The 20234-nt window shown below is 69.4% G+C and carries 22 protein-coding genes; 13 read left to right on the top strand and 9 right to left on the bottom strand.

The annotated features are described in order from the left end of the window. Positions 1 to 81 precede the first annotated feature (81 nt). From NA8_RS05210 to recO, 5 genes are all read left to right on the top strand, one after another. Positions 82 to 948, top strand: a complete 867-nt coding sequence (locus NA8_RS05210) for an alpha/beta fold hydrolase (protein ID WP_063049195.1) — start codon at positions 82 to 84, stop codon at positions 946 to 948. Next, positions 935 to 1540, top strand: a complete 606-nt coding sequence (locus NA8_RS05205; RefSeq protein WP_063049194.1) for a TetR/AcrR family transcriptional regulator — start codon at positions 935 to 937, stop codon at positions 1538 to 1540. The genes NA8_RS05210 and NA8_RS05205 overlap by 14 nt, the downstream gene beginning before the upstream one ends. 161 nt (positions 1541 to 1701) lie before the next feature. Continuing rightward, complete coding sequence (locus tag NA8_RS05200) at positions 1702 to 2115, top strand: hypothetical protein (protein ID WP_157106540.1); 414 nt, start codon at positions 1702 to 1704, stop codon at positions 2113 to 2115. Continuing rightward, positions 2112 to 2312, top strand: coding sequence for a DUF6186 family protein (locus tag NA8_RS05195; protein WP_063049192.1), 201 nt, complete (start codon positions 2112 to 2114; stop codon positions 2310 to 2312). The genes NA8_RS05200 and NA8_RS05195 overlap by 4 nt, the downstream gene beginning before the upstream one ends. Before the next feature lie 253 nt (positions 2313 to 2565). Continuing rightward, positions 2566 to 3348, top strand: coding sequence for a DNA repair protein RecO (gene recO, locus NA8_RS05190; protein WP_063049191.1), 783 nt, complete (start codon positions 2566 to 2568; stop codon positions 3346 to 3348). Here the strand turns inward: recO and NA8_RS05185 are convergent. Then, positions 3305 to 3685, bottom strand: coding sequence for an Aca2/YdiL-like domain-containing protein (locus tag NA8_RS05185; RefSeq protein WP_063049190.1), 381 nt, complete (start codon positions 3683 to 3685; stop codon positions 3305 to 3307). The two genes, recO and NA8_RS05185, sit on opposite strands and share 44 nt — an antisense overlap. A 121-nt stretch (positions 3686 to 3806) precedes the next feature. Between NA8_RS05185 and NA8_RS05180 the strand changes: the two genes are divergently transcribed. Together NA8_RS05180 and NA8_RS05175 are read left to right on the top strand one after the other, a co-directional pair. Further along, positions 3807 to 4625: an isoprenyl transferase gene (locus tag NA8_RS05180; protein ID WP_245663675.1), complete on the top strand. Its 819-nt coding sequence runs from the start codon at positions 3807 to 3809 to the stop codon at positions 4623 to 4625. Between the two features lie 14 nt (positions 4626 to 4639). Further along, positions 4640 to 5050 carry a YbjN domain-containing protein gene (locus NA8_RS05175; protein WP_063049261.1) on the top strand — a complete coding sequence of 137 codons (411 nt, stop codon included), beginning with the start codon at positions 4640 to 4642 and terminating at the stop codon, positions 5048 to 5050. 115 nt (positions 5051 to 5165) lie between these two features. Here the strand turns inward: NA8_RS05175 and NA8_RS05170 are convergent, their stop codons facing one another. Continuing rightward, on the bottom strand, positions 5166 to 5783 hold the full coding sequence (locus NA8_RS05170; RefSeq protein ID WP_063049189.1) for a TetR/AcrR family transcriptional regulator: 618 nt from the start codon (positions 5781 to 5783) through the stop codon (positions 5166 to 5168). A 102-nt stretch (positions 5784 to 5885) separates the two neighbouring features. Between NA8_RS05170 and NA8_RS05165 the strand changes: the two genes are divergently transcribed. Next, positions 5886 to 6857, top strand: a complete 972-nt coding sequence (locus NA8_RS05165) for a hypothetical protein (RefSeq protein WP_063049188.1) — start codon at positions 5886 to 5888, stop codon at positions 6855 to 6857. A 460-nt stretch (positions 6858 to 7317) separates the two neighbouring features. Here NA8_RS05165 and NA8_RS05160 read toward each other — a convergent pair whose 3' ends face one another. The 3 genes from NA8_RS05160 to NA8_RS05150 form a co-directional block, all read right to left on the bottom strand. Further along, positions 7318 to 8283 (bottom strand): hypothetical protein, encoded by a 966-nt coding sequence (locus NA8_RS05160; RefSeq protein ID WP_157106539.1) that lies wholly within the window; start codon positions 8281 to 8283, stop codon positions 7318 to 7320. Between the two features lie 127 nt (positions 8284 to 8410). Next, positions 8411 to 8845: a Fur family transcriptional regulator gene (locus NA8_RS05155; protein WP_063049186.1), complete on the bottom strand. Its 435-nt coding sequence runs from the start codon at positions 8843 to 8845 to the stop codon at positions 8411 to 8413. 3 nt (positions 8846 to 8848) lie between these two features. Then, positions 8849 to 9199, bottom strand: a complete 351-nt coding sequence (locus tag NA8_RS05150) for an ArsR/SmtB family transcription factor (protein WP_040865632.1) — start codon at positions 9197 to 9199, stop codon at positions 8849 to 8851. 195 nt (positions 9200 to 9394) lie between these two features. Here NA8_RS05150 and NA8_RS05145 point away from each other — a divergent pair, with 195 nt between their 5' ends. Then, a complete protein-coding gene (locus NA8_RS05145; RefSeq protein ID WP_063049259.1) occupies positions 9395 to 10786 on the top strand; it encodes a glycine--tRNA ligase in 1392 nt (463 codons plus the stop codon). A gap of 48 nt (positions 10787 to 10834) precedes the next feature. On the opposite strand, the gene NA8_RS05140 is transcribed toward NA8_RS05145, so the two are convergent. Both NA8_RS05140 and NA8_RS05135 read right to left on the bottom strand, forming a co-directional pair. Beyond that, complete coding sequence (locus tag NA8_RS05140; RefSeq protein WP_063049258.1) at positions 10835 to 11224, bottom strand: DUF1707 domain-containing protein; 390 nt, start codon at positions 11222 to 11224, stop codon at positions 10835 to 10837. A 14-nt stretch (positions 11225 to 11238) separates the two neighbouring features. Beyond that, positions 11239 to 11868, bottom strand: a complete 630-nt coding sequence (locus NA8_RS05135; protein ID WP_063049185.1) for a TenA family protein — start codon at positions 11866 to 11868, stop codon at positions 11239 to 11241. Positions 11869 to 11968: 100 nt separating this feature from the next. Here NA8_RS05135 and NA8_RS05130 point away from each other — a divergent pair, with 100 nt between their 5' ends. Further along, positions 11969 to 13201, top strand: coding sequence for a phthiocerol/phthiodiolone dimycocerosyl transferase family protein (locus NA8_RS05130; RefSeq protein ID WP_245663674.1), 1233 nt, complete (start codon positions 11969 to 11971; stop codon positions 13199 to 13201). A gap of 194 nt (positions 13202 to 13395) precedes the next feature. Here NA8_RS05130 and NA8_RS05125 read toward each other — a convergent pair whose 3' ends face one another. Continuing rightward, positions 13396 to 15369 (bottom strand): TPM domain-containing protein, encoded by a 1974-nt coding sequence (locus NA8_RS05125; protein WP_063049184.1) that lies wholly within the window; start codon positions 15367 to 15369, stop codon positions 13396 to 13398. Between the two features lie 30 nt (positions 15370 to 15399). Here NA8_RS05125 and NA8_RS05120 point away from each other — a divergent pair, with 30 nt between their 5' ends. The 3 genes from NA8_RS05120 to NA8_RS05110 all read left to right on the top strand — a co-directional run bounded on the left by NA8_RS05120 (position 15400) and on the right by NA8_RS05110 (position 18092). Beyond that, complete coding sequence (locus NA8_RS05120) at positions 15400 to 16077, top strand: MBL fold metallo-hydrolase (protein ID WP_063049183.1); 678 nt, start codon at positions 15400 to 15402, stop codon at positions 16075 to 16077. Positions 16078 to 16147: 70 nt separating this feature from the next. After that, positions 16148 to 16828 carry a YdcF family protein gene (locus tag NA8_RS05115; RefSeq protein ID WP_063049182.1) on the top strand — a complete coding sequence of 227 codons (681 nt, stop codon included), beginning with the start codon at positions 16148 to 16150 and terminating at the stop codon, positions 16826 to 16828. A gap of 4 nt (positions 16829 to 16832) precedes the next feature. Then, entirely contained in the window at positions 16833 to 18092 is a 1260-nt protein-coding gene (locus tag NA8_RS05110; protein WP_063049181.1) for a deoxyguanosinetriphosphate triphosphohydrolase, read from the top strand. 11 nt (positions 18093 to 18103) lie between these two features. On the opposite strand, the gene NA8_RS33485 is transcribed toward NA8_RS05110, so the two are convergent. Then, positions 18104 to 18676, bottom strand: a complete 573-nt coding sequence (locus NA8_RS33485; RefSeq protein WP_157106538.1) for a hypothetical protein — start codon at positions 18674 to 18676, stop codon at positions 18104 to 18106. Between the last annotated feature and the right edge of the window lie 1558 nt (positions 18677 to 20234).

Here is a 20234-nt window from a genome sequence, read left to right as displayed (position 1 = left end):
TCCGTCGAGCCGCATCCCATCTGGACATACATACGGTATGTATGTAACAGTGGAGGGGAACCCCGACCATTGGGAGGACCCATGGCAACCAGCACAGCTCTCGGCCGCACCCACGAGGTGGATCTGCCCGGCGGCCGCATTCGCTATCACGAGACGGGAGAGGGCGCTCCGGTCGTCTTCGTGCACGGCCTGCTCGTCAACGCGGACGTCTGGCGCAAAGTCGTGCCCGTGGTCGCCGCGGCCGGATACCGCTGCCTGGCGCCGGACTGGCCGCTGGGCTCGCACGAGATCCCGGTCCCGGACGCGGAACTGACCCCCATCGGCATCGCCGATCTCATCGCCGCGTTTCTCGAACGCCTCGACCTCACCGACGTCACCCTGGTCGCCAACGACACCGGCGGAGCGATCACCCAGGTGCTGCTGACCCGCGACCGGTCCCGCGTCGGCCGCGTCGTGCTCGCCTCGGTGGACAGCTACGAGAGCTTCCTGCCGCAGCCGTTCACCTCGCTTCCGCTGCTGGCGAAGATCCCGGGATCGCTGCGCCCCCTCACCGAGGCGCTGCGGATCCGGGCGCTGCACCGCCTGCCGCTGGCCTTCGGATGGGTCACCAAGCGGCCCGTTCCGCCCGAGATCGTGGACTCCTATCTGCTGCCGAGCCGCAATTCCGCCGCGATCCGCAAAGACCTGCGCCGCTTCCTGAAATCGGCGCATCGCCGCTACACGCTGGAAGCCGCGCGCCACTTCGCCGAGGTCGACATCCCGGTGCTGTTGGCCTGGGCGCGCGAGGACCGGCTGTTCCCGGTGTCGTTCGCCGAACGCCTGGCCCACGACCTGCCGGACGCGCAACCGAAGCTCATCGACGACTCCTACACCTTCGTGTCGGAGGACCAGCCCGAGTTGCTCGCCGAATCGATCCTGGAGTTCACTCGGCTGCATGCCACGCCGTAGCCAGGAAGACCGGTCCCGCGCAACCAGGGCCGCGCTCGAACAGGCGGGACGCCGCCTGTTCACCGAGCGCGGCTTCGCCGGAACCTCGGCCGAAGAGCTGGTCACCGAGGCCGGCGTCACCCGAGGCGCGCTGCACCATCACTACGGGGATAAACGTGGACTGTTCCTCGCGGTGCTGGAGCAGATCGAGATCGAGATCACCGAGGAGATCGAGAACGCCATCGCGGGGGCCGATTCCGAGGACGTGATGGCCGGAATGGCGGTGGGGCTCGCGCTTTTCCTGGAGATCTGCCAGCGTCCGGCGATGCTGCGGATCGCCCTCACCGACGCTCCCGCCGTGCTCGGCTGGCAGGCCTGGCGCGAATTCGAATCCGCGCACGGCCTCGGCCTGATCACCAGGCAACTCGAGCGCGCCCGCGCCGCCGGGTTGATCGCCGATGCCCCTGTCCCCGTACTGGCTCAGCTCGTCGTCAGCGTGATCAGCGAGGCCTCCTTGATCGTCGCGCACGCCGAAGACCCCGATCTCGCCCGCGCCCAGGCCCAGCAGTCGGTGCTGTTGCTGATCTCCGGACTCATGCGCACCAGCGGCTGAACCGTCCCGGCTGCGCTCGGCGCGCGTCGATCTCGGTGGGCGCCGCTCGCTCGTGGCTCCGGCGTGGCCGCGGCAGCCGAACGATCACGAAGACCCGCCGGGCCTGGGGGATCGAGCCTTGCCTCCGCGAATCCGGCCACTCGCGGCCGTATCCTGCGCACGTGACTGAGCAACCGGCGCGCTCGGCATATCGACTCCCGTGGCGTGCGACGCCGCTCATCGTGGGTCTCGTCCTGGCGGCAGGCGGTGCCGCGACCCGCCCGTTCAGCCGACCGGCGACCGCGATCGTGGCGGTGGCGGCGCTGGGCGCGCTGGCGCTGGCTTCCCGCGGGCGAAGCGACCGGCCGCCGTGCACCACCCGGCTCAGACGTGGCATGGCCGTGTGGTCGACACTGCTGGTCGCGGTGTTGGCGTGGGAGACCTACGCATTGCTGCGGCAGCCCGCCCTGAATCAACCGAGCGCCGAGCACCCGACATTGTCCACGCTGCTGGATCCGGCGCTCGAACAGTGGCCGCTGCGGCTCGCCGGCTGGCTGCTGTGGCTGGGCGCAGGCTGGCGGCTGGTGTCGAGATGAGCGATCGGGCCATCGTGCTCCTCGGATTCGGCCTGATCGCGGCGGCTGCGCTCACCGCGGTCGTGCTGACGCGGCTGCGCCGGGATCAGGTCGCGTCCCTCGGCGAAACAATCGCGTACCTGACCGGCACGCGAACAATGAGAATCACCGCCGTGCTCGTATGGGCATGGCTCGGCTGGCACTTCCTGGCCAGGTGAGGCCCGCGCACCGAACTGCTCTGGCGTCGTGCGGCGAGCGGCCGCACTAGTACGGCGAACCGTCCTCCGGGTTCGGTCGTCCGGTCGAGCCGCGCCTGATGTTCGGAGTTCGACCACTGACGCCCCAGCGCACCCCAACTCCCGGTTTCGAGCGAAGCGAGACCGAGCATCCGCCGTTTCGCGAGCCACAAAGGGGCCGCGAACACCCAGCGCCGCAGGCGCTGGAAAACCAACACAGCATTAGACTCACCACGTGCGTTTGTATCGGGACGAGGCGGTTGTGGTGCGCCAGCACAAGCTTGGTGAGGCGGACCGCATCGTCACGCTGCTCACGCGGCAGTATGGACTGGTTCGCGCGGTCGCCAAGGGGGTGCGGCGGACCAAGTCGAGGTTCGGTGCCCGGTTGGAGCCGTTCTCCTATATCGACGTGCAGCTGCACCCCGGGCGCACGTTGGACACCGTGACCCAGGTGCACACGATGGAGGCGTTCGCCGCCGACATCATCGACGACTACGGGCGCTACACCACCGCGTGCGCGGTACTGGAGACCGCCGAGCGGCTGGCCGGGGAGGAGCGCGCGCCCGCGCCCCGGCTGCACGCGCTCACCGCGAGCGCTCTGCGCGCCATCGCGGCCAAACAACGGCCGCACGAACTGATCCTGGACGCGTTCTTGTTGCGCGCCATGGGTTTCGCGGGCTGGGCGCCCGCACTGGACGAATGCGCCAAATGCGCGACACCCGGTCCGCATCGCGCTTTCCATGTCGCGGCCGGAGGCGCGGTGTGTGTGCATTGCCGTCCCCCGGGTGCGGCGACGCCCGCGCCGGGGGTGCTCGACCTGCTGGTCGCGTTGTTGCGCGGGGAGTGGGAACAGGTCGAGACGACGCCCGAGGCGGTGCGGCGACAGGCCAGCGGCCTGGTCGCGGCGCATTTGCAGTGGCATCTGGAACGCCAGCTGCGCACTCTGCCGTTGATCGAGCGGTCCAAAGCGCCGTCTACTCCACGAATTGAAGCTCTACCTGGGGCAGCTCGATCATGACCCGGGCGCACACGGCACGATGCCAGGTGGCCGGGTAGCGGGTATCCGGCTCGTGCTTGCAGTAGTCGTCGTTGGTGCGGTAGGTGTGCAGGCGAGGCGAGATCTCCCCGGCGTCGATGGCGTCGACCATGGCTTCGACCACCTGGTCGGTCTCGTCCGCGATGGCGGCGAGTTCCCGGGCCACGATGTCGGGAATCTGGAAGGCCCCCTTCTCCCACCGCTCGACGGTGCGTTCCGCGACCGCGAAGAACCGTGCACACCATGGCACCGGAAGGCCGAGCAGTTCACGAGTGGCCCGGAAGCCCGCCGCGGTCGCGGTGCCTGGTAAATCGGTCACGTTCGAGAAACCCCTCCCCAGTATCACGATAGGGAAAAGAATAAGTCACCGGCGCCGGTGGAACCGCGGAATTCGGCAGGAAGCAACGCGGCGGTAGGGGCGGCGGAAGCGATCAGGCAGGATGGAGGCCGTGATCCGCCGCCGAGATTCCGCCACCGCGACCGCGCCCGAGCACGCGGGCGCCGTCCGCCCGCCCGCGCCGCACCCGTCGGGAGCTCGGCCGCCGCAACTGCCGCCGGAACTGGTGCCCAACCACGTCGCGCTCGTCATGGACGGCAACGGGCGCTGGGCCCAGGAGCGCGGGCTGCCGCGCACCGCCGGGCACGAGCGCGGCGAGGCGGTGCTGATGGACACCGTCGAGGGCTGTATCGAGATCGGCGTCAAGTGGCTGTCGGCCTACGCGTTCTCCACCGAGAACTGGCGGCGCAGCCCCGAGGAGGTGCGCTTCCTCATGGGCTTCAACCGCGACGTCATCCGCAGGCGCCGGGACGAGATGCACGAGATGGGTGTGCGGGTGCGCTGGGCCGGTCGGCGACCGCGCCTGTGGCGCAGCGTGATCAAGGAACTGGAGATCGCCGAGGAGCTCACCAAGGACAACACGGTGATGACGCTGACCATGTGCGTCAACTACGGCGGCCGCGCCGAAATCGCCGACGCGGCAAGGGAGATCGCGCGCCGGGTGGCGGCGGGCGAGATCGATCCGGAGAAGGTCACCGAGGCGACGGTGGCGAGATACCTCGACGAGCCCGACATGCCGGACGTGGACCTGTTCCTGCGCCCGTCGGGTGAGTTCCGCAGCTCCAACTTCCTCCTCTGGCAGTCGGCCTACGCCGAATTCGTCTACCAGGACACGCTGTTTCCCGACTTCGATCGGCGCAACCTGTGGGAGGCATGCCTCCAGTACGCTTCCCGGGACCGCCGTTTCGGCGGCACCAAGTGAACGGCGGGTCGGACATGGACGCAGCGGTGACGCCGGATCGGGAACTCCAGGCGCGGGCCGGGGCATGCCTGTCGAGCTACGGCATCGACGTGCGGGTCGACCCCGAAGGGTCGCTGGGATTCGAGTACGAGGGCGCGCTGTCCTCGCTGCGCGCGGTGACCCTGGCGCCCGGCTTGGACGTGCTGAGTCTCACCTGTGTGCTGGCCTGGGACCGTCCGCTGAAGGCGCAGCTGCACAAGCGCGTCGCGGAGCGCAACAACGCGCTGCAATTCGGGTCGCTCACCGTCATCGCCCGCGGCGGGCTCGCCGATGTCATCTTGCGCTACACCTTCCCCGCCGCCGGCCTGGACGACCAGGCGCTCACCACCATGCTGCTGCTCGTGTTGTCCAACGCGAGCCGAGCCAGGCAGGGTCTGCTGCCCTGAGGAGGGCGCGACATCTGTCGTGCGGCGCGTGCGGAGGGGGTCGCGGGTGATCCGGCACGACCCCGCGGGGTGAAGCCGTGCGCGTGCGGAACGCTTCGATCGACCGCGACGGCCGTCAGCCGTCGTTCGTGCCGGTGGTTTCGCCGTAGGGCAGCAGGGTGCGCACGCCGCGCGCCAGCGTCTGCGGGTCGAGGTCGTCGAGGATGAGGTGCTGGAGGATGAATCCCGGCAGCAGCCCGATGATCGCTTTGGCCACGGCGTCGAGGTCGGCGTCCGCGGGTAGCCAGCCCTTGTCGCGCATGCGCTCGGCGTAGGTCACCCAGAGCGCGCGCATCGAGATCATCGTCTCGCGCACCATCACGGCCGCCCCCGGATGCACCAGCGCCAGCGCCCACGCCTGCGGCGCCAGGCGCACCGGCCCGTCGGGGCCGCTGCGCCGCACGACCTCCTCGGCGATCACGGTGATCAGCTCGGCGGGCGTGGGCAGCGGGTCGCGGCCGATCGCGTCGGCCATGGCCACGCGCAGCGATACTGTCGTCTCCGTGGCGAGTGCCGTGATCAGCTCGTCCTTGCTTTTGAAGTACCGGTAGACCGCACCGGCCGAGAGCCCCGACTGCGCGAACACGTCCTGCATGGACGTCTCGTGGAACCCTCTGCGGGCGAAGCAGAGCCGGGCGGCGTCCAGAATCTGCTGCCTGCGGCGTTCCATGTGCGCTTCGCTGACTCGGGGCATAGGCCAAAAATAAAACGAATATCCGTTCTTGACAACTTTCCGGTCCCATGCGACCGTATGCCCAACTAAAAAGAACGAGCATTCGATTTTTAGGAGAAGGTCATGAACACCACGCAGCGGGCGTTCGCGCTGGGCATCGGCGCCGCTCTGCTCCAGGCGCTGATGCTGATCGCTTTCGCCTGGCCTGCCGCGAACATCGCGCCTCGTGACCTGCCGATGGCCGTCACCGGTCCGCAGGCCGCGATGGTCACCGGCAAGCTAGCCGAGCACAGTCCTGGCGCATTCAAGATCACCACCCCCGCGGACGAGGCCGCCGCTCGCGCCGCGATCGAGGACAGGGAGGTCTACGGGGCGATCGTCACCGGCGACGGACCGCCGCGCGTGCTGGTCGCCTCCGGCGCCAGTCCCGCTGTCGCACAGCAACTCACCCAGATCGGGCAGCAGCTCTCCGGCGCACCCGCCGCCCGGGTCGAGGACGTGGTGGCCGCCGACTCGGACGACCCGCGTGGCACCGCGTTCGGTGCGATGGTGCTGCCGCTGGTGATGTCCGGCATCGCGGCAGGCGTGCTTCTGTCTCTGCTGATCCCGGGAATCGGAGGAAAGGTGATCGGGCTGGCCACCTTCGGCGTCGCGGGTGGACTGCTCGGGATGGCGATCATCCAGGGCTGGATGTCGGTGGTGCCCGGGTCGTACTCGATGCTCGCGGCGGTCGCGGGGCTGGTGTCGTTCGCGGTCGCCGGTGCGGTCGTCGGCCTCGCCGCGGTGCTCGGACGTGCCGGGATCGGTATCGCCGCGCTCACCATGCTGCTGATCGGCAATCCGTTCTCGGCGGCCACGTCCGCGCCGGAGCTGCTGCCGCAGCCGTGGGGCGCCGTCGGGCAGTTGCTGCCGCCGGGCGCGGCCGCGTCGTTGCTGCGTTCGGTCGCGTTCTTCGACGGCGCCGCCGCGACCGGACCGCTGGCGGTGCTGCTGGTCTGGAGCGCGCTGGCGCTCGCGCTGCTCGGAGTCGCCGCGCTGCGCGGTCGCCCGGCCGAGACGCCGGCATCGGCTCGGACCGCGGTTCCGGTCGGCTGAACCGAGCACCGGCGCAGAGTCGTACTGTGACTCGGGTTCACGCGGTCGTCGCAACACTCTCTATCCGGGAGGTTGCGGCGACCGTATCGTTTCCCGAGGACGTGGCCCGGTTCGGTGGCAGGACAGTACGAAATGTGAGATGTCCTCGGCCGACACGGTCCAAGCGCTTGGGCCCCGGGGGGTGGAGAGTGTCCACCCCCCGGGTGGGTGGGCACCCGCAGGGGGTGGGCGCCTTGACCCAACTCGGACCGTAGCGGCTCGCGGGTCGGTCCTGAGGTGTTTTCACTGCGGCGTCACACGTGACACGTGGTTGTCCCCATCGCCTCCCGTGCAACGGGCAACCCTTCAGCAAGTGAACGCACCGGCTGTGGCTCTTGGTCCCGGTGTAGCTGCCCCGCCGCATCTCGGGATTCCTCGAGGGGCAGGGGAAGGTCCGCCGAAAAGGTGGCGGGCGACCGGATCAGCCCACCGTGAACGACAGTGTGGGCGCGGTGGACGCGCCCTCTTCCCTCTGGGCGTTATATGTCACCGTGTATGGGCCCGCCCCGGGGGAGGGCACCACGAAGACGACGTAGTTCTTCGGGTTGTCGATGGTCTCGTTGGCGTTGAGCAACTCGTTGATCGGGCCGCGGATGTCGGCGGCCACGGTCTGGCCGTCGGGGGTTCGGACGGTGAAGTAGTCGTAGTAGATATTCGCGCCGCCCGCGGGGATGCCCGCTCCGCCGACGAGCGCGATGCGCAGCGCCAGATCGGATTTGCCGTTCTCGTTCGCGGTGTAGCTCGGGCTGATTCTGCCGCCGGTGACTCGGATGGTCGTCTGGTCCTGCACCAGCGTGCCGCTGATCGGCAATGTCCTCGGCTGGACGCTGTCCACCCTGCCCGCCGCGGCGAGCGGGATCTTGGTCTGGTTGTCCGCGGCCTTGCCGTACACGATGGTCATCGTGTCGATGAGGTGCTCGGCGTCCTTGGCCGACGGGACGGACGTCGTCGCGTTGCCCGTGGCCGAGCCGTTGCCGGGCACCGCCGGGCTGTCGAAGATCGCCCCGCCATCCACTTCTCTGCCGACCAGCAGCGACGGCGTGATGCTCAGGGTGTGGTCGTCGAGGGTGGTGTTCTTGTAGGTGATGTCGATGCGCAGCTTCGCGCCACCGTATTCGTCCGGCACGACGGTCGCCTTGTCCACGGTGATGTCGAATCCGTCGTACCAGCCGGTCTTGCCGACGGTGCGGACGGTCGACTGCCCGCTGTCCGCGCCCGGCCGGACCGCGACCACGGAAGTGGGCGTCGAGGAGACGGCCACCGGCGTGCCGTCCTTGTCCTCGCATGCCGAGAGGAGCATCGCCGAGACCACGACGAGCGCGGCCCCGGCGACGATCACGGCCCGGCGGCGCACCGGGTGGATGGATGAGTCGATGGTCGTTGACACGCTGCCTCCCCAGCAGATGGCGGATCCCCCGTGCCGGGCTCGGCTCGGCCCGGGCGTTCGAGGATCTCGCCGGTGAATCTCCGCTGGTGGAAGCCGCGTTAACCGGACACGCCGGGAACCGGGTGGATCAGACGTCGCGACGGCGCGCCGCCCCGCATGTCGTGCAGGTGCCGAACACCTCGAGGGTGTGGCTGATCTCGCTGAAGCCGTGCTCGCCGGCGATGGCCTCGGCCCATGCCTCCACCGTCGGGCCCTCCACCTCCACGGTGTGGCCGCAATGCCGGCACACCAGGTGGTGATGATGGCCGGTGGAGCACTGGCGGTAGACCGACTCGCCGGAGTCGGTGCGCAGCACGTCGACCATGCCCGCGTCGGCCAGCGACTGCAGCGTCCGGTAGACCGTGGTCAGCCCGATGCCCTCGCCGCGCTTGCGCAACTCGTCGTGCAGGTCCTGGGCGGAGCGGAACTCATCGATGTCACCGAGCAGTGCGGCGATGGCGCTGCGCTGCCTGGTGCTGCGGATACCGACCGGTTTCTGTGGAACGGTCGTGTTGTCTGGCACGAATCACCCTTCCTCGGCGTGCGCGACGGCGTCGACGACGATGTGCGCCAGATGGTCGTCGACGAGTTCGTAGAGCACCTCGCGACCCGAACGCTCACCGTGCACGACACCGGCGGCCTTGAGGATACGCAGATGCTGACTGACCAGTGGTTGCGTGACACCGAGCGCGTCGACCAATTCGTGCACACACCGCGGTGACTCGCGCAACTGGAGCACGATAGCAATCCGAACCGGCGCTGCCAGCGCCCGCAACAACTCACCCGCGTCCTCCAGCACGGATCTTGCGGGTACCGGCGCCGGGCCGGGCGACCGATACGGGTTGTGCGGCGGTGCCGGGGCGGTCTCGGCGGTCATGTCACCAACTCCTTAATGGAAAGCATTACCAGTTTGCGTATGCACAGGTGCGCATGTCAAACGGGCGCGCCGAACCGTGCGGTTGAGACCGGCGCCGGGCCTGCCGATAGGCTGGGCACAATCGCAGCATCGACACAAAACTATCGTGTTCATGCAATGCAAAATTCCGACTCGCAGTGGATGGAGAATTCTCGCGTGGCACCCAAGTCGAAGGTGGACACCGTTGCCAACCTCGCCAAGCGCCGGGGTCTGGTGTACCCGTGCGGTGAGATCTACGGAGGCACCAAGTCGGCGTGGGATTACGGGCCGCTGGGCGTGGAGCTCAAGGAGAACATCAAGAAGCAGTGGTGGCGCGCCATGGTCACCGGCCGCGAGGACGTCGTCGGTCTCGACTCCTCGGTGATCCTGCCCCGCCAGGTGTGGGTCGCCTCCGGTCACGTCGGCGTGTTCAACGACCCGCTGGTCGAGTGCCTGAACTGCCACCACCGCTTCCGGCAGGACCACCTGCAGGAGGCGTACGCGCTGAAGAACAAGATCGATGACCCGGACACGGTCTCGATGGAGCTCATCGCGTGCCCGAACTGCGGCACCGTCGGCCGCTGGACCGAGCCGCGCGACTTCAACATGATGCTCAAGACCTACCTCGGCCCGATCGAGTCCGAGGAGGGCCTGCACTACCTGCGCCCGGAAACCGCCCAGGGCATCTTTGTGAACTTCGCCAACGTGATGACGACCGCGCGCAAGAAGCCGCCGTTCGGCATCGCGCAGATCGGCAAGAGCTTCCGCAACGAGATCACGCCGGGCAACTTCATCTTCCGCACCCGCGAGTTCGAGCAGATGGAGATGGAGTACTTCGTCAAGCCGGGCGAGGACGTGGCGTGGCACAAATACTGGGTCGAGACGCGGTTCTCCTGGTACACCGATCTCGGCATCGCCGCGGAGAACCTGCGGCTGTTCGAGCACCCGAAGGACAAGCTCTCGCACTACTCGGCGGGCACCACCGACATCGAGTACCGCTTCGGCTTCCAGGGCAACGAGTGGGGTGAGCTGGAGGGCATCGCCAACCGCACGGACTTCGACCTCAAGACGCACTCCGAGCACTCCGGAACCGAGCTGAGCTTCTTCGACCAGACGACCAACGAGCGCTACGTCCCGTACGTCATCGAGCCCGCGGCGGGCCTCACCCGATCTCTGATGGCGTTCCTGGTCGACGCCTACGCCGAGGACGAGGCGCCCAACGCCAAGGGCGGCGTGGACACCCGCACGGTGCTGCGCCTGGATCGCCGCCTCGCGCCGGTGAAGGCGGCGGTGCTGCCGCTCTCGCGCAACTCCGATCTCACGCCGAAGGCGAAAGACCTGGCCGCGCAACTGCGCAAGAACTGGAACGTCGAGTTCGACGACGCGGGCGCGATCGGACGCCGCTACCGCCGCCAGGACGAGATCGGCACGCCGTTCTGCATCACCGTCGACTTCGAGACGCTCGAGGACCAGGCGGTGACCATCCGCGAGCGCGACACGATGACCCAGGAGCGCATCGCGCTGGACAAGGTGGAGGGCTACCTGGCCCAGCACCTGATCGGCGCCTGAGTCCGCCGTTGCGCCCCGTGGTCGTGATCGGCTACGGGGCGCCGGCGTTCAGCAGCTCTTCTTGCGGGTGATCATGCCGATCGTGGTGGGGATCAGCAGCGCGAGTCCCCACGGCACCGCCACCCAGAACGGCCAGAAGTAGCCCGCGCCGGTGGCCAGATAGATCGCCACGCACAGCACGTTGACGAACACCCACGGCGTCCACATGATCGTGATCCACTGGGGTACGCCTGGCGCGCGCGCATGCTGCGATTCCCGTTGTGCGGGAAGGTCGGACAGCAACGGCGTCAATTCGCCATAGGTCTTGGCGGCATACACCTGTTGCAGCCGTTCGTCGAATTCGGGCAGCGACAGCCTGCCCTCGTTCATCGCCTGACGCAATCGGTCGACGATCTTCTCCCGATCGGCGTCGGATGCCCGCACGTGATCCTGACTCACGTTGTCAGCGTAAGTCACTCATCCTGGCCGGATGGATTCAGCGGAACGTCCCAGAACGCGAGTTCGTGCCGCAGCCCTTCGCGGAACAGCTCCTCCGCGCGGGCCGGGTCGGCTCCGGATTCATCGATCATCTGCGCGCAGCGGCGGGTGAGGGCGGCGAAGCCCGGATCGGCGTAGGTGTCCACCCAGCGGCGGTAGCGCGGTTCGGCGGGCGGGCGCTGTGCCAGTCGCGCGCCCAGCGTGGAGTACCCCCACATGCACGGGTAGAGGGCGGCGAGCCCCGCACCGTAGGACGCGGCGGAGTCCAGGAGAAACGCCGTGTACGCCGCGCACGGCGCGCCTTTGGTGGCGCCGTCGAGATCCGCCCCGAACTCGGCGGCCAGCGAGCGGTGCAGTGACAGCTCCTCGTGGTAGGTGGCGTGCGCCAGGTCGACCAGGTCGCCCAGATGAGCCTGCGGAGCTTGCCATGCCAAGCGGGCGAACACCCGCACGTAGTCGAGCAGGAAGAGGTAATCCTGCTCCAGCCAGGACCGGAAGACCGGTTCGGGCAGGGTGCCCTCGGCGATACCCACCACGGTGGGATGGTTGAGCTGTTCCTCCACCGAGGACAGGCCGATCTGCTCCAAACGCGCCGCGAGACTCATACCGGCAGTCTTCCGCATCCGTCCGCCCGGTCGGTTTGCACCCGTGGCGGTGGTGCCGCACCCTTGCGATGTGTTGTGGGATGAGGATTCTCTGGTTCGGGTGCTGGCTCCGTCGGAGCAGCGGTTCGTGCGGCACGGCACCTACACGGGCCGGTCGGTGTCGGTGCGGGGAGCGCTCGATGTGATCGCGCTGCGGGAGGCATTCGCGACGTTGCGGCGCGGGTATCCGGTGATCGGCTGCAGACTCGTGGAAGACGCCGCCGGACAGGGCTATCTACTCGCCCCGGACGAGGCGGCGTGGACTCCGCTCTCCGTGCGCGAGGGTGACGCGGCGGTGATCGACACTCCTTCAGTGGATCCGGCGGCGCAACTGGCCTATCTGGACGTCGTCGGCTCGGGCGCGGACGAATGGCGGGTCACGCTGTTCGCGCACCACAGCGTCGCCGACGCAGGCCATTGCGTCGAGCTGTTGTCGCGACTGTGGGACTTCTATACCGGCATAATCGAACGGCAATCCATAGACTCTGCGCCCCAAGAGATCCCGCAATCATTGGAGTGGCACCTCGCGGCGCGCGGCATCACCAGGACCGCGACGTCCGGGTTCGAGGACGTGACCAAGCCGCTTCCGCCCGAGGCCCGGGAGGTGCCGTCCGACAGCGCGCCGCCGGCGCCGAGCACGCTCGCCCGCCCGGTACGTGTGCGGCTGAACCGGGAGGCCACCGCCCGGATCGTCGAGCTCGGACGCAGAGCCGGCGTGACGGTGAACGGCTTGCTCACCGCCGCTTTGCTACGCGCTCACGCACGGGAGACCGTGGGCGGCGCGGCACATTCGGGTTGTCTGTATCCCGTCGACCTGCGTACCCGGCTGGAGCCTCAGGTCGCCGCGTCGGCGGGCACCAACATGGCCGGTCTGGCTTCCTTCGCCGCGCAGGTGGATCCCGCGGCCAGCCCGCTCGAACTGGCGCAGCGCATTTCGGCCCGCCTGACGCGCGAGCTGGCCGACGGCGTCGTGCAGCAGTCCGTGCTGCACTTTCCGGATTATTACGGCGCGAACAGGATTCACTCGCTGGTCGGACACATCGCGGTGACCAACACCGGCGTCGTCCCGGTGTTCCGCATGCCCGCGGGCCTCGAGTTCACCGATTACGAGATCATCTACGTCTCGGCGCATCCCCGCCCGTCCGCGGGCGCGTCGGCCGCGGTCACCTTCCTCGCCTACACCTTCGCAGGCGAGTTGGCCGTCGGCGTGCTCGGCGGCGGCGCGCACGCCGAGGGCCTGCCCGAGGCGGTGCAGGCGGAGCTGACCGCCATGGCGGCGGTCGGCGCCCGCTGATCCGGCGTGCCGACCCGGTTCGGTGCGGCGGAGCATCAGCATGCCGCGCAATTCCGCGCCGCCCCCCGTTCGTCGCGGATCCTGCACCTGTTCCGAAGTGAACCCGAGATCCTACGATGCGATCGAGCCGATCTGTCCCGTCTGGTGGAAGCGATAACCGTCTACGGCGTCGACAGGTCAGGGTCGAGCAGCGATCAGAATCTCCCGCCGCGACCGATCCGCCGGGAGCCGGACGAACCACCGAACGAGCCTGGGCTCCAGCCGCCTCCGGTGTGCCGCGCGCCACCGGCCGCCCCGCGCAGCAATCCTTCGAGCAGGATGCCGCCGAGCACCGCCCCCGCCTGCGCGCCACCGGCGGGGGCCTGCTGCGCCTCCCATGCCCGCACACTGGCCTGAGCCGCCTGGAGGGCGCGCCCGGCCAGATCCGCCGCCGCCTGCGCGTGCCGCAGTGCCCGGGCCGGATCGCTCGCGCCCACCCGCAGCGCCTCGTCGAGGTTGCGCTGAGCTTCGGAGAGGCGGGTGCGCGCTTCGGCGTCGATGCCGCCGCGCCGAGTGGTCACGTAGTCGGCGGCCGAGCCGATCCGGGCACGGGCGTCGCCGAGTGCGCTGTCGAGCCTGCGCCGCAGATCCTCGACGGCGAGTTTGCGGTCGGTGGCGGCGGCGAGGGCGCGGTCGAGATCGGCGTCGGCGGCGACCGCGTCGTGGAAGGCGCTCAGCGGATCGGTGTCTGCCGTGGACGTCGCCTTTTCCAGCGCGGACTGCGCCGTGGTGCGGGCATCCGCCAGGTCCGGCCCACCATAGGTGGAGAGCTCGGCGGCGGAGGTGAGGTCGCGGCGCAACTCGTCCAGCACAGCCGGTAGGCCGTCGCGGGCCTGCTGGATGGCGCTCGACGCGTTGTCGACCGCGTCGAGCAGCGCGCGGGCCTGCCCGATCGCGGCTTCGGCGGAACGAATGGCGGCCACCGCGCCGCCTTGCTCGCCGACCGGCTCGGCGAGCGCCGACCGGCCCGCGTCGATGTTCCGCTCCGCGAACGCGATGCGCTCCCGCGCCATCCGCACGTTGTCCGCGATCGGCGCGAGGACACCGGCCGGATGAGTGGCGGCGAGCCGGTTGAGCTCGGCTTCCGAGCCTGGCGTCCGGGCGGTGACGTCGACGATGTCCCTGGTCAGCGCGTCCAGCCGGCCCGCGGCGTCCAGCAGCAGATCGCGCATGGCGTCGAATTCGGCCACTTGCGCGTCGAGTTCGCGGTCGGCGCGCCCCACCGTGCCGATCAGGTCGACCAGCAGCGAGCGCTGTTCTTCGGGGGTCTCCGGGATCGCGTCGTCGAGACGCTGCCGGATCGCGAAGGCCTCGGCGGCAGCGGTTTTCGCGTTGTCGAGCGCGGTGCGGAAGGGCGTGGTGGCGGTGGCGCCGAACTCGCCGGTGGCGAGTTCGAGTTCCTCGCCGCTGGTGCGGATCGCGTTGTCGATCTCCACCAGCGCCTCCCGGGAGCGGGCGTGCAGCGCTTCCAGCGGCAGCGCGGCCAGCGCCGTCGTGTTCTCCGGATCCAGTTGCCGCGCCGCCGCCAGCTCGGCCTCGGCTCGGTCACGACGCCGTTTGCGCGCATACCAGACGAGGCCCGCTGCCACCAGAACGATCAGCAGAGCGATGACGAGCAGCGCGCGGACGCTCACCCCGCCACCGCGGATGGCCGCGTCCAGCCCGTCGGCCGTCGCGATCCCCGCGTCGGCCCACCGCCCATCGCGCAGGGCGGGCTCGACCTCGCCGATCAGCATGCTGTCGAGTTCGGAATCGCTGACGCCGCCGGGCAGTTCACCCTCCAGCCAGTACGCGCGGTCCTCGGTGGCGACCGCGAGGAGCAGGTCGCGTTCGCCGAACCCGGAGATCGAAGCGGTGCGCTGGGCCCACTGCTGCGGATCGAGCCCGTCGAAGCCGCGCACGTACACCACCCACAACCGGATCTGCTGGTCGGCGTAGAGCTGGTCCACCGCACCACGCACCCGATCGAGCTGCCCTTGGTCCAGCGCGCCCGCGAAATCCTCCACGTAGGTGTTCATCCGCGCCGGCGGTTCCGCCGCGCTCTCCGGAACGCCGAGCAGGGCGATCGCGGCCGACAGGACGCTGGTCGCGAGCAAGCGAACGAGGCCGATCCGCGGCGGCAGTGACATGGCACGAATCTAGCTCGCTAGCATCGTTTCGTGATCACCATCGATCGCTCCTACAGCGGCCACGTGTCCCCGGATTCCGATCCGCAGCAGCGCGATGTCCCCGGCGCCCGCATCGTCAAGATGTCCGTCGGCGGCATGGACAACAACTGCTACCTGGTGCAATGCGCCAGCACCGGCGCAGCCCTGCTCATCGACGCGGCCAACGAGGCGCCGCGCATCGCGGCGCTCGTCGAACAGGAGGCGCCGGGTCAGGTCCAGCTGATCGTCACCACCCATCAGCATCGTGACCACTGGATGGCGCTGCGGGAGACCACCGCCGCCACCGGGGCGCCCACCGCGGCGCATCCGCTCGACGCCGACCCGCTGCCGGTCCGCCCCGACCGGCTGCTCGACGAGGGCGACACCGTCACGATCGGCGACCTGGTCTTCGAAGTCGTCCACCTGCGTGGGCACACGCCGGGCTCGATCACCCTCGCGCTCACCGACGGGGCGGGACGCACCCACTTGTTCACCGGGGACTCGCTGTTCCCCGGCGGCGTCGGGCGTACCACCTCCCCGGAAGAGTTCACCTCCCTGTTCACCGATGTCTCGGCCAAACTCTTCGATCGCTACCCGGACGACACCGTCGTCTACCCCGGCCACGGCGACGACACCACCCTCGGCGCCGAGCGCCCCAGCCTTCCGGACTGGCGAGCCCGGGGCTGGTAACCGGCACTGGTGGTTGCCGGTCCAGGGTCGGCGCCGCTGCTGGCAGACTTGGGGAGTGGATTTGCCAACGATGCGCACCCGGGCTCTCCCGGCTCACGACCGTGCCCGGCCGCACGGCTTCGGCGCCGGGTTGCTGCGCTGGACGCGGCGGCTGGTCATCGGGTCGGTGGTGATGGGCGCGGTGCTGGTCGGCGGGACCGCTTTCCGCGTGTGGCAGGTCGCGCGCGTCGATGACTACACCAAGGCCGACGCGATTGTCGTGCTCGGCGCGGCACAGTACTCCGGTACCCCGTCCTCGGTGTTCGAAGCGCGACTGGATCAGGCGTACAAGCTGTTCCGCGCCGGTGTCGCGCCGCGCGTCATCACCGTGGGCGGCAAGCAGGAGGGCGATCTGTTCACCGAGGCCGCCTCGGGCAAGAACTATTTGCAGGCGCGCGGGGTGCCAGGCGACAAGATCCTCGCCGTCGAGACCGGGTCCGACACCCTGCGCAGCGTCGAAGCGGTGGCGACGGCGATGCGGGCGCGGGAGATGTCGTCGGCGGTGCTGGTCAGCGATCCCTGGCACTCGCTGCGCACCCGCACCATGGCCCGCGACGAAGGTCTGTCGGCGTGGACCGCGCCGACCAGAACCGGTCCCGCCGTCTACACCCGCGAATCCCAGGCGCACGGCATCGCCCGGGAGACCGGCGCCTTGCTGTGGTATCAGCTCACCCATTTCGCAGCGGACTTCCCCTACACGGCAGGGCAGTGAGACCTTGAGCGCCCGATACACCGACCACGACACCGAACGCCTCGTCGTCGAGCGCGCCAAGACCGCGGGGCTCGGCCCGCCGCGCGATGAGTTCGAGATCGGCCACCGCACCGAATTCGCGCGCGACCGGGCCCGCGTGCTGCACTCCGCGGCGCTGCGCAGGCTGGCCGACAAAACGCAGGTCATGGGTCCGCGTGAGGCGGACACTCCGCGCACCCGGCTCACCCACTCGCTGGAAGTCGCCCAGATCGGCCGCAGCATCGCCGACGGACTCGGCTGCGATCCGGACCTGGTGGACCTGGCCGGTCTGGCCCACGACATCGGCCATCCGCCCTACGGCCACAACGGCGAGAAAGCCCTCGACACCTTCGCCGACGCGTTCGGCGGGTTCGAAGGCAACGCGCAGAACCTGCGCATCCTCACCCGCCTCGAACCGAAGGTGCTCGAACTCGACGGCGCCAGCGCGGGCCTCAACCTCACCCGTGCCGCCCTCGACGCGGCGATCAAATACCCCTGGGGCCGAACGGGTCCCGGCACCAAGTTCGGCGCCTACGAGGTCGACACCGAGCGTCTGGAGTGGATCCGCAAGGGAGCGCCGGACCGGCGTCGCAGCCTCGAATGCCAGATCATGGACTGGTCCGACGACGTCGCCTACTCGGTGCACGACGTCGAGGACGGCGTGATCGCGGGCCGCATCGACCTGCGCGCGCTGGCCGACCCGACCGAACAGGACGCGCTGGCGGCGCTCGGCCAGTTCCAGCACTCGCTGGCCGCCGACGAGTTGATCGCCGCCGCGCAACGACTGTCGGAACTCCCGGTGGTCGCGGCGGTGACGGGATACGACGGCACGTTCACCGCCTCGGTGGCGCTGAAGCGCCTGACCAGCGAGCTCGTCGGCCGTTTCGCCACCGCGGCGATCATGGCGACGAGGGAGGTGGCCGGGCCGGAACCGGTGTCCCGATACGCGGCGGACCTGCAAGTACCACGGATTGTCGCCGCCGAGGTGGCATTGCTGAAGACCGTCGCGTTGCGCTACGTCATGTCCGATCCGGCGCACCGGTTACGGCAGGCCGCGCAGCGCGAACGCATCCTCGCCGTGGCCGATCGTTTGCTGGCCACCGCCCCGCACAGCCTCGATCCGCTGCTGCTGCCGTTCTGGAACGCGGCGACCGACGACACCGCTCGCGTGCGCGTCGTCGTGGACCAGATCGCCTCCTACACCGAAAGCCGCCTGGAGCGGGTCGCGGTCGAACTGAACGTCTAGGCAGGGCGGCGTCATGCCGACAGGCCGTCGGTGGACTCCGCTCGGGCCATCTTGACCAGCGCCGCATGCAATTCCTTGGCCGACGCCCCCGCTCGCTCTCCCCGCAGGACCACCTCGGTGAAGCCGTCGACCAAGGCCCGGCCGGGATCCAGCAGCCCGAGACCACCCCCGCCGCCACGCAGGGACTCGTTGATCAACGTCCGCAACGCTTCTTGCCGAGCCCGGAAACCACCCGCCAGGTCCAATGCCCCCGCGAATTCGCGGACGACCGCCTTGTACACCGGCCGCTCGGCGGGCCCACGTCTACGAAATACTCTTCGCGTCTCGACCGGCGCCGCCCGCGGCGGATTCAGGGCAGCCCGGTCCAGGACGATCCAGATCGCGGTCTCCGCTGACTGCTTCGCCGTCGGCGTGCGATCCGGCCTCGGGCGAGATTCCGCGCCGTCGGCCAACTCGACGCCCTGCAGCGGCAGCGGGTATTTCGCGAGCAGCTCATCAATGGCGGACGCGATCTCGCGGACCACCTGAACGTCCATGTCCGCCGCGTCGAACCCGACGACTTCCACCCCATGCCGCGCCGACATCTCCCGGACGATCCGAAGCGCCTCAGGCCCGTCAGCGGTCTCGGTCCGCTCCGCTACGGCGGGGCGTGGTGTGGTGCTGCTCCGCTCGACGTGTGCGGGCTTTTTTCTCCGAGCGGCCGCGGCGTCGTCGGTCCATTGGGCAGGAGCGCCGGTGCCTGCGATCGGCGGGACGGCCTTGCGCGCCTGTGGCGGCCGTGTTCCTTCCGGAGCCGCGGCGGCAGCGGCGGAGCCGTCGGCCGCGTCGGTGCGGTCGGGCGAATCATTCCGACGGCCGGTTGCCTGATGAGTCGTGCGGCCGGTCTTCCGGTTGGCTTCGATCTCGTCTGTGTTGCCGGACTGCCCAGGTGTGATGTCGGCCCGCACGATGGGTTCCGGAGAAGATCGGGGGCCGATTCGTTCCATTGATGCACTGTCGGTTCGCTGGGCCGGGGTGCGGTTGCTCGCATCGTCGGTCGGCGGATGCGGTCCGGGGTCCCTGCGGTGAACCGACGGGTCGTCCGCCGATTCAGCACTCGGCGGGGTGACCTGTGCGCTGCGCGCGGCGTCGATCCAGGAAAAGCGCAGTGTGTCGAGCCATGGGAGAGCGGCGGGAGTGGTCTCGGTTCGTCGGCGTGATAGGGGTTCGTCACCGGGGTCCGTCGGCTGGATGGGCGCGGAGGCTGTTCGCGGATCGGCCGCCCTGGGATCCGCCACGCCGGTCGGGTGGATATGAGCGGAGTGGCGCGCTGCATCGGTCTCCGGTGCGGAGGTCGAATCCTCGGCAGCGACCGTCCCTACCGCGTCGTGTGCGCTGGTCGTCGGCTGTCTGCGGGCGAGCGACTCCGCGGTCTCGATCGGCGGCCTGGGTGCGGCAGTGGCTGGTGACCCATTCGGCAGATCGCTTCGGGGCGCGGCGTCGGTCGACCGGGCGGGGGTGTCGTTTCTTCGCAAATGGGTGGACTCGCCTGCCATCTCGGAGATTGGGGCGTCGGGGGAGTCGATAGTGGTGTCGCTCTGCTGGGCGGTCGACGGAGGGTGCGGAGTTCCGCTCGTCTCGGTGCCCCCTACGTCTCCGGCGTCGATGGGGGAACGCTGCCCGCCGTCCGCCGGGACGGGTCCGAGGTCCTCGGGCATGTCGATCCGGCGGAGAAGGTCCGCGTCTGTCGTCTGTGCTGCGGGTGCGGGTGGTGCCAGCGCGGCTGCGGATGTCGATGCGGGCTCGGGGGTGGGTGCGTTGTCTGGTGTGGATGCGGAGTCACGGGCAGAGGCGATATCTCGCTGCGGTGCGGACGTCCCAGCTGAATCCGTAGGAGGGGTCGGGTGCGCGTCGCTGGTCTGCCGTATGGGTTCGTCCTGGGCGACCTCGAGGGGCGGCGCCGTCTCGGGCTGGGGTGCGCTGTCGAGCTCGGGGATGTCCGGGGAGTCGGTATGGGCCGAGGCGGAGGCGCCGGCGAGATCGGTCTGTCGAATCGGTGCGTAGTCGCTCGGCGGGCTTGACGCGGGGTCTGCCAGGGTCGGTAGCGGTGTCGAGTCGTCTGCGATGTCGACGTGTCGGCGCGGCGTGAAACCGTCCGCGCTG

Origin of the sequence: Nocardia arthritidis NBRC 100137 (genome assembly GCF_001612765.1) — a bacterium.
Taxonomy (GTDB): domain Bacteria; phylum Actinomycetota; class Actinomycetes; order Mycobacteriales; family Mycobacteriaceae; genus Nocardia; species Nocardia arthritidis.
Note: the sequence above shows the minus strand (reverse complement) of the source record. Positions and strands in the feature narration are given on the sequence as shown.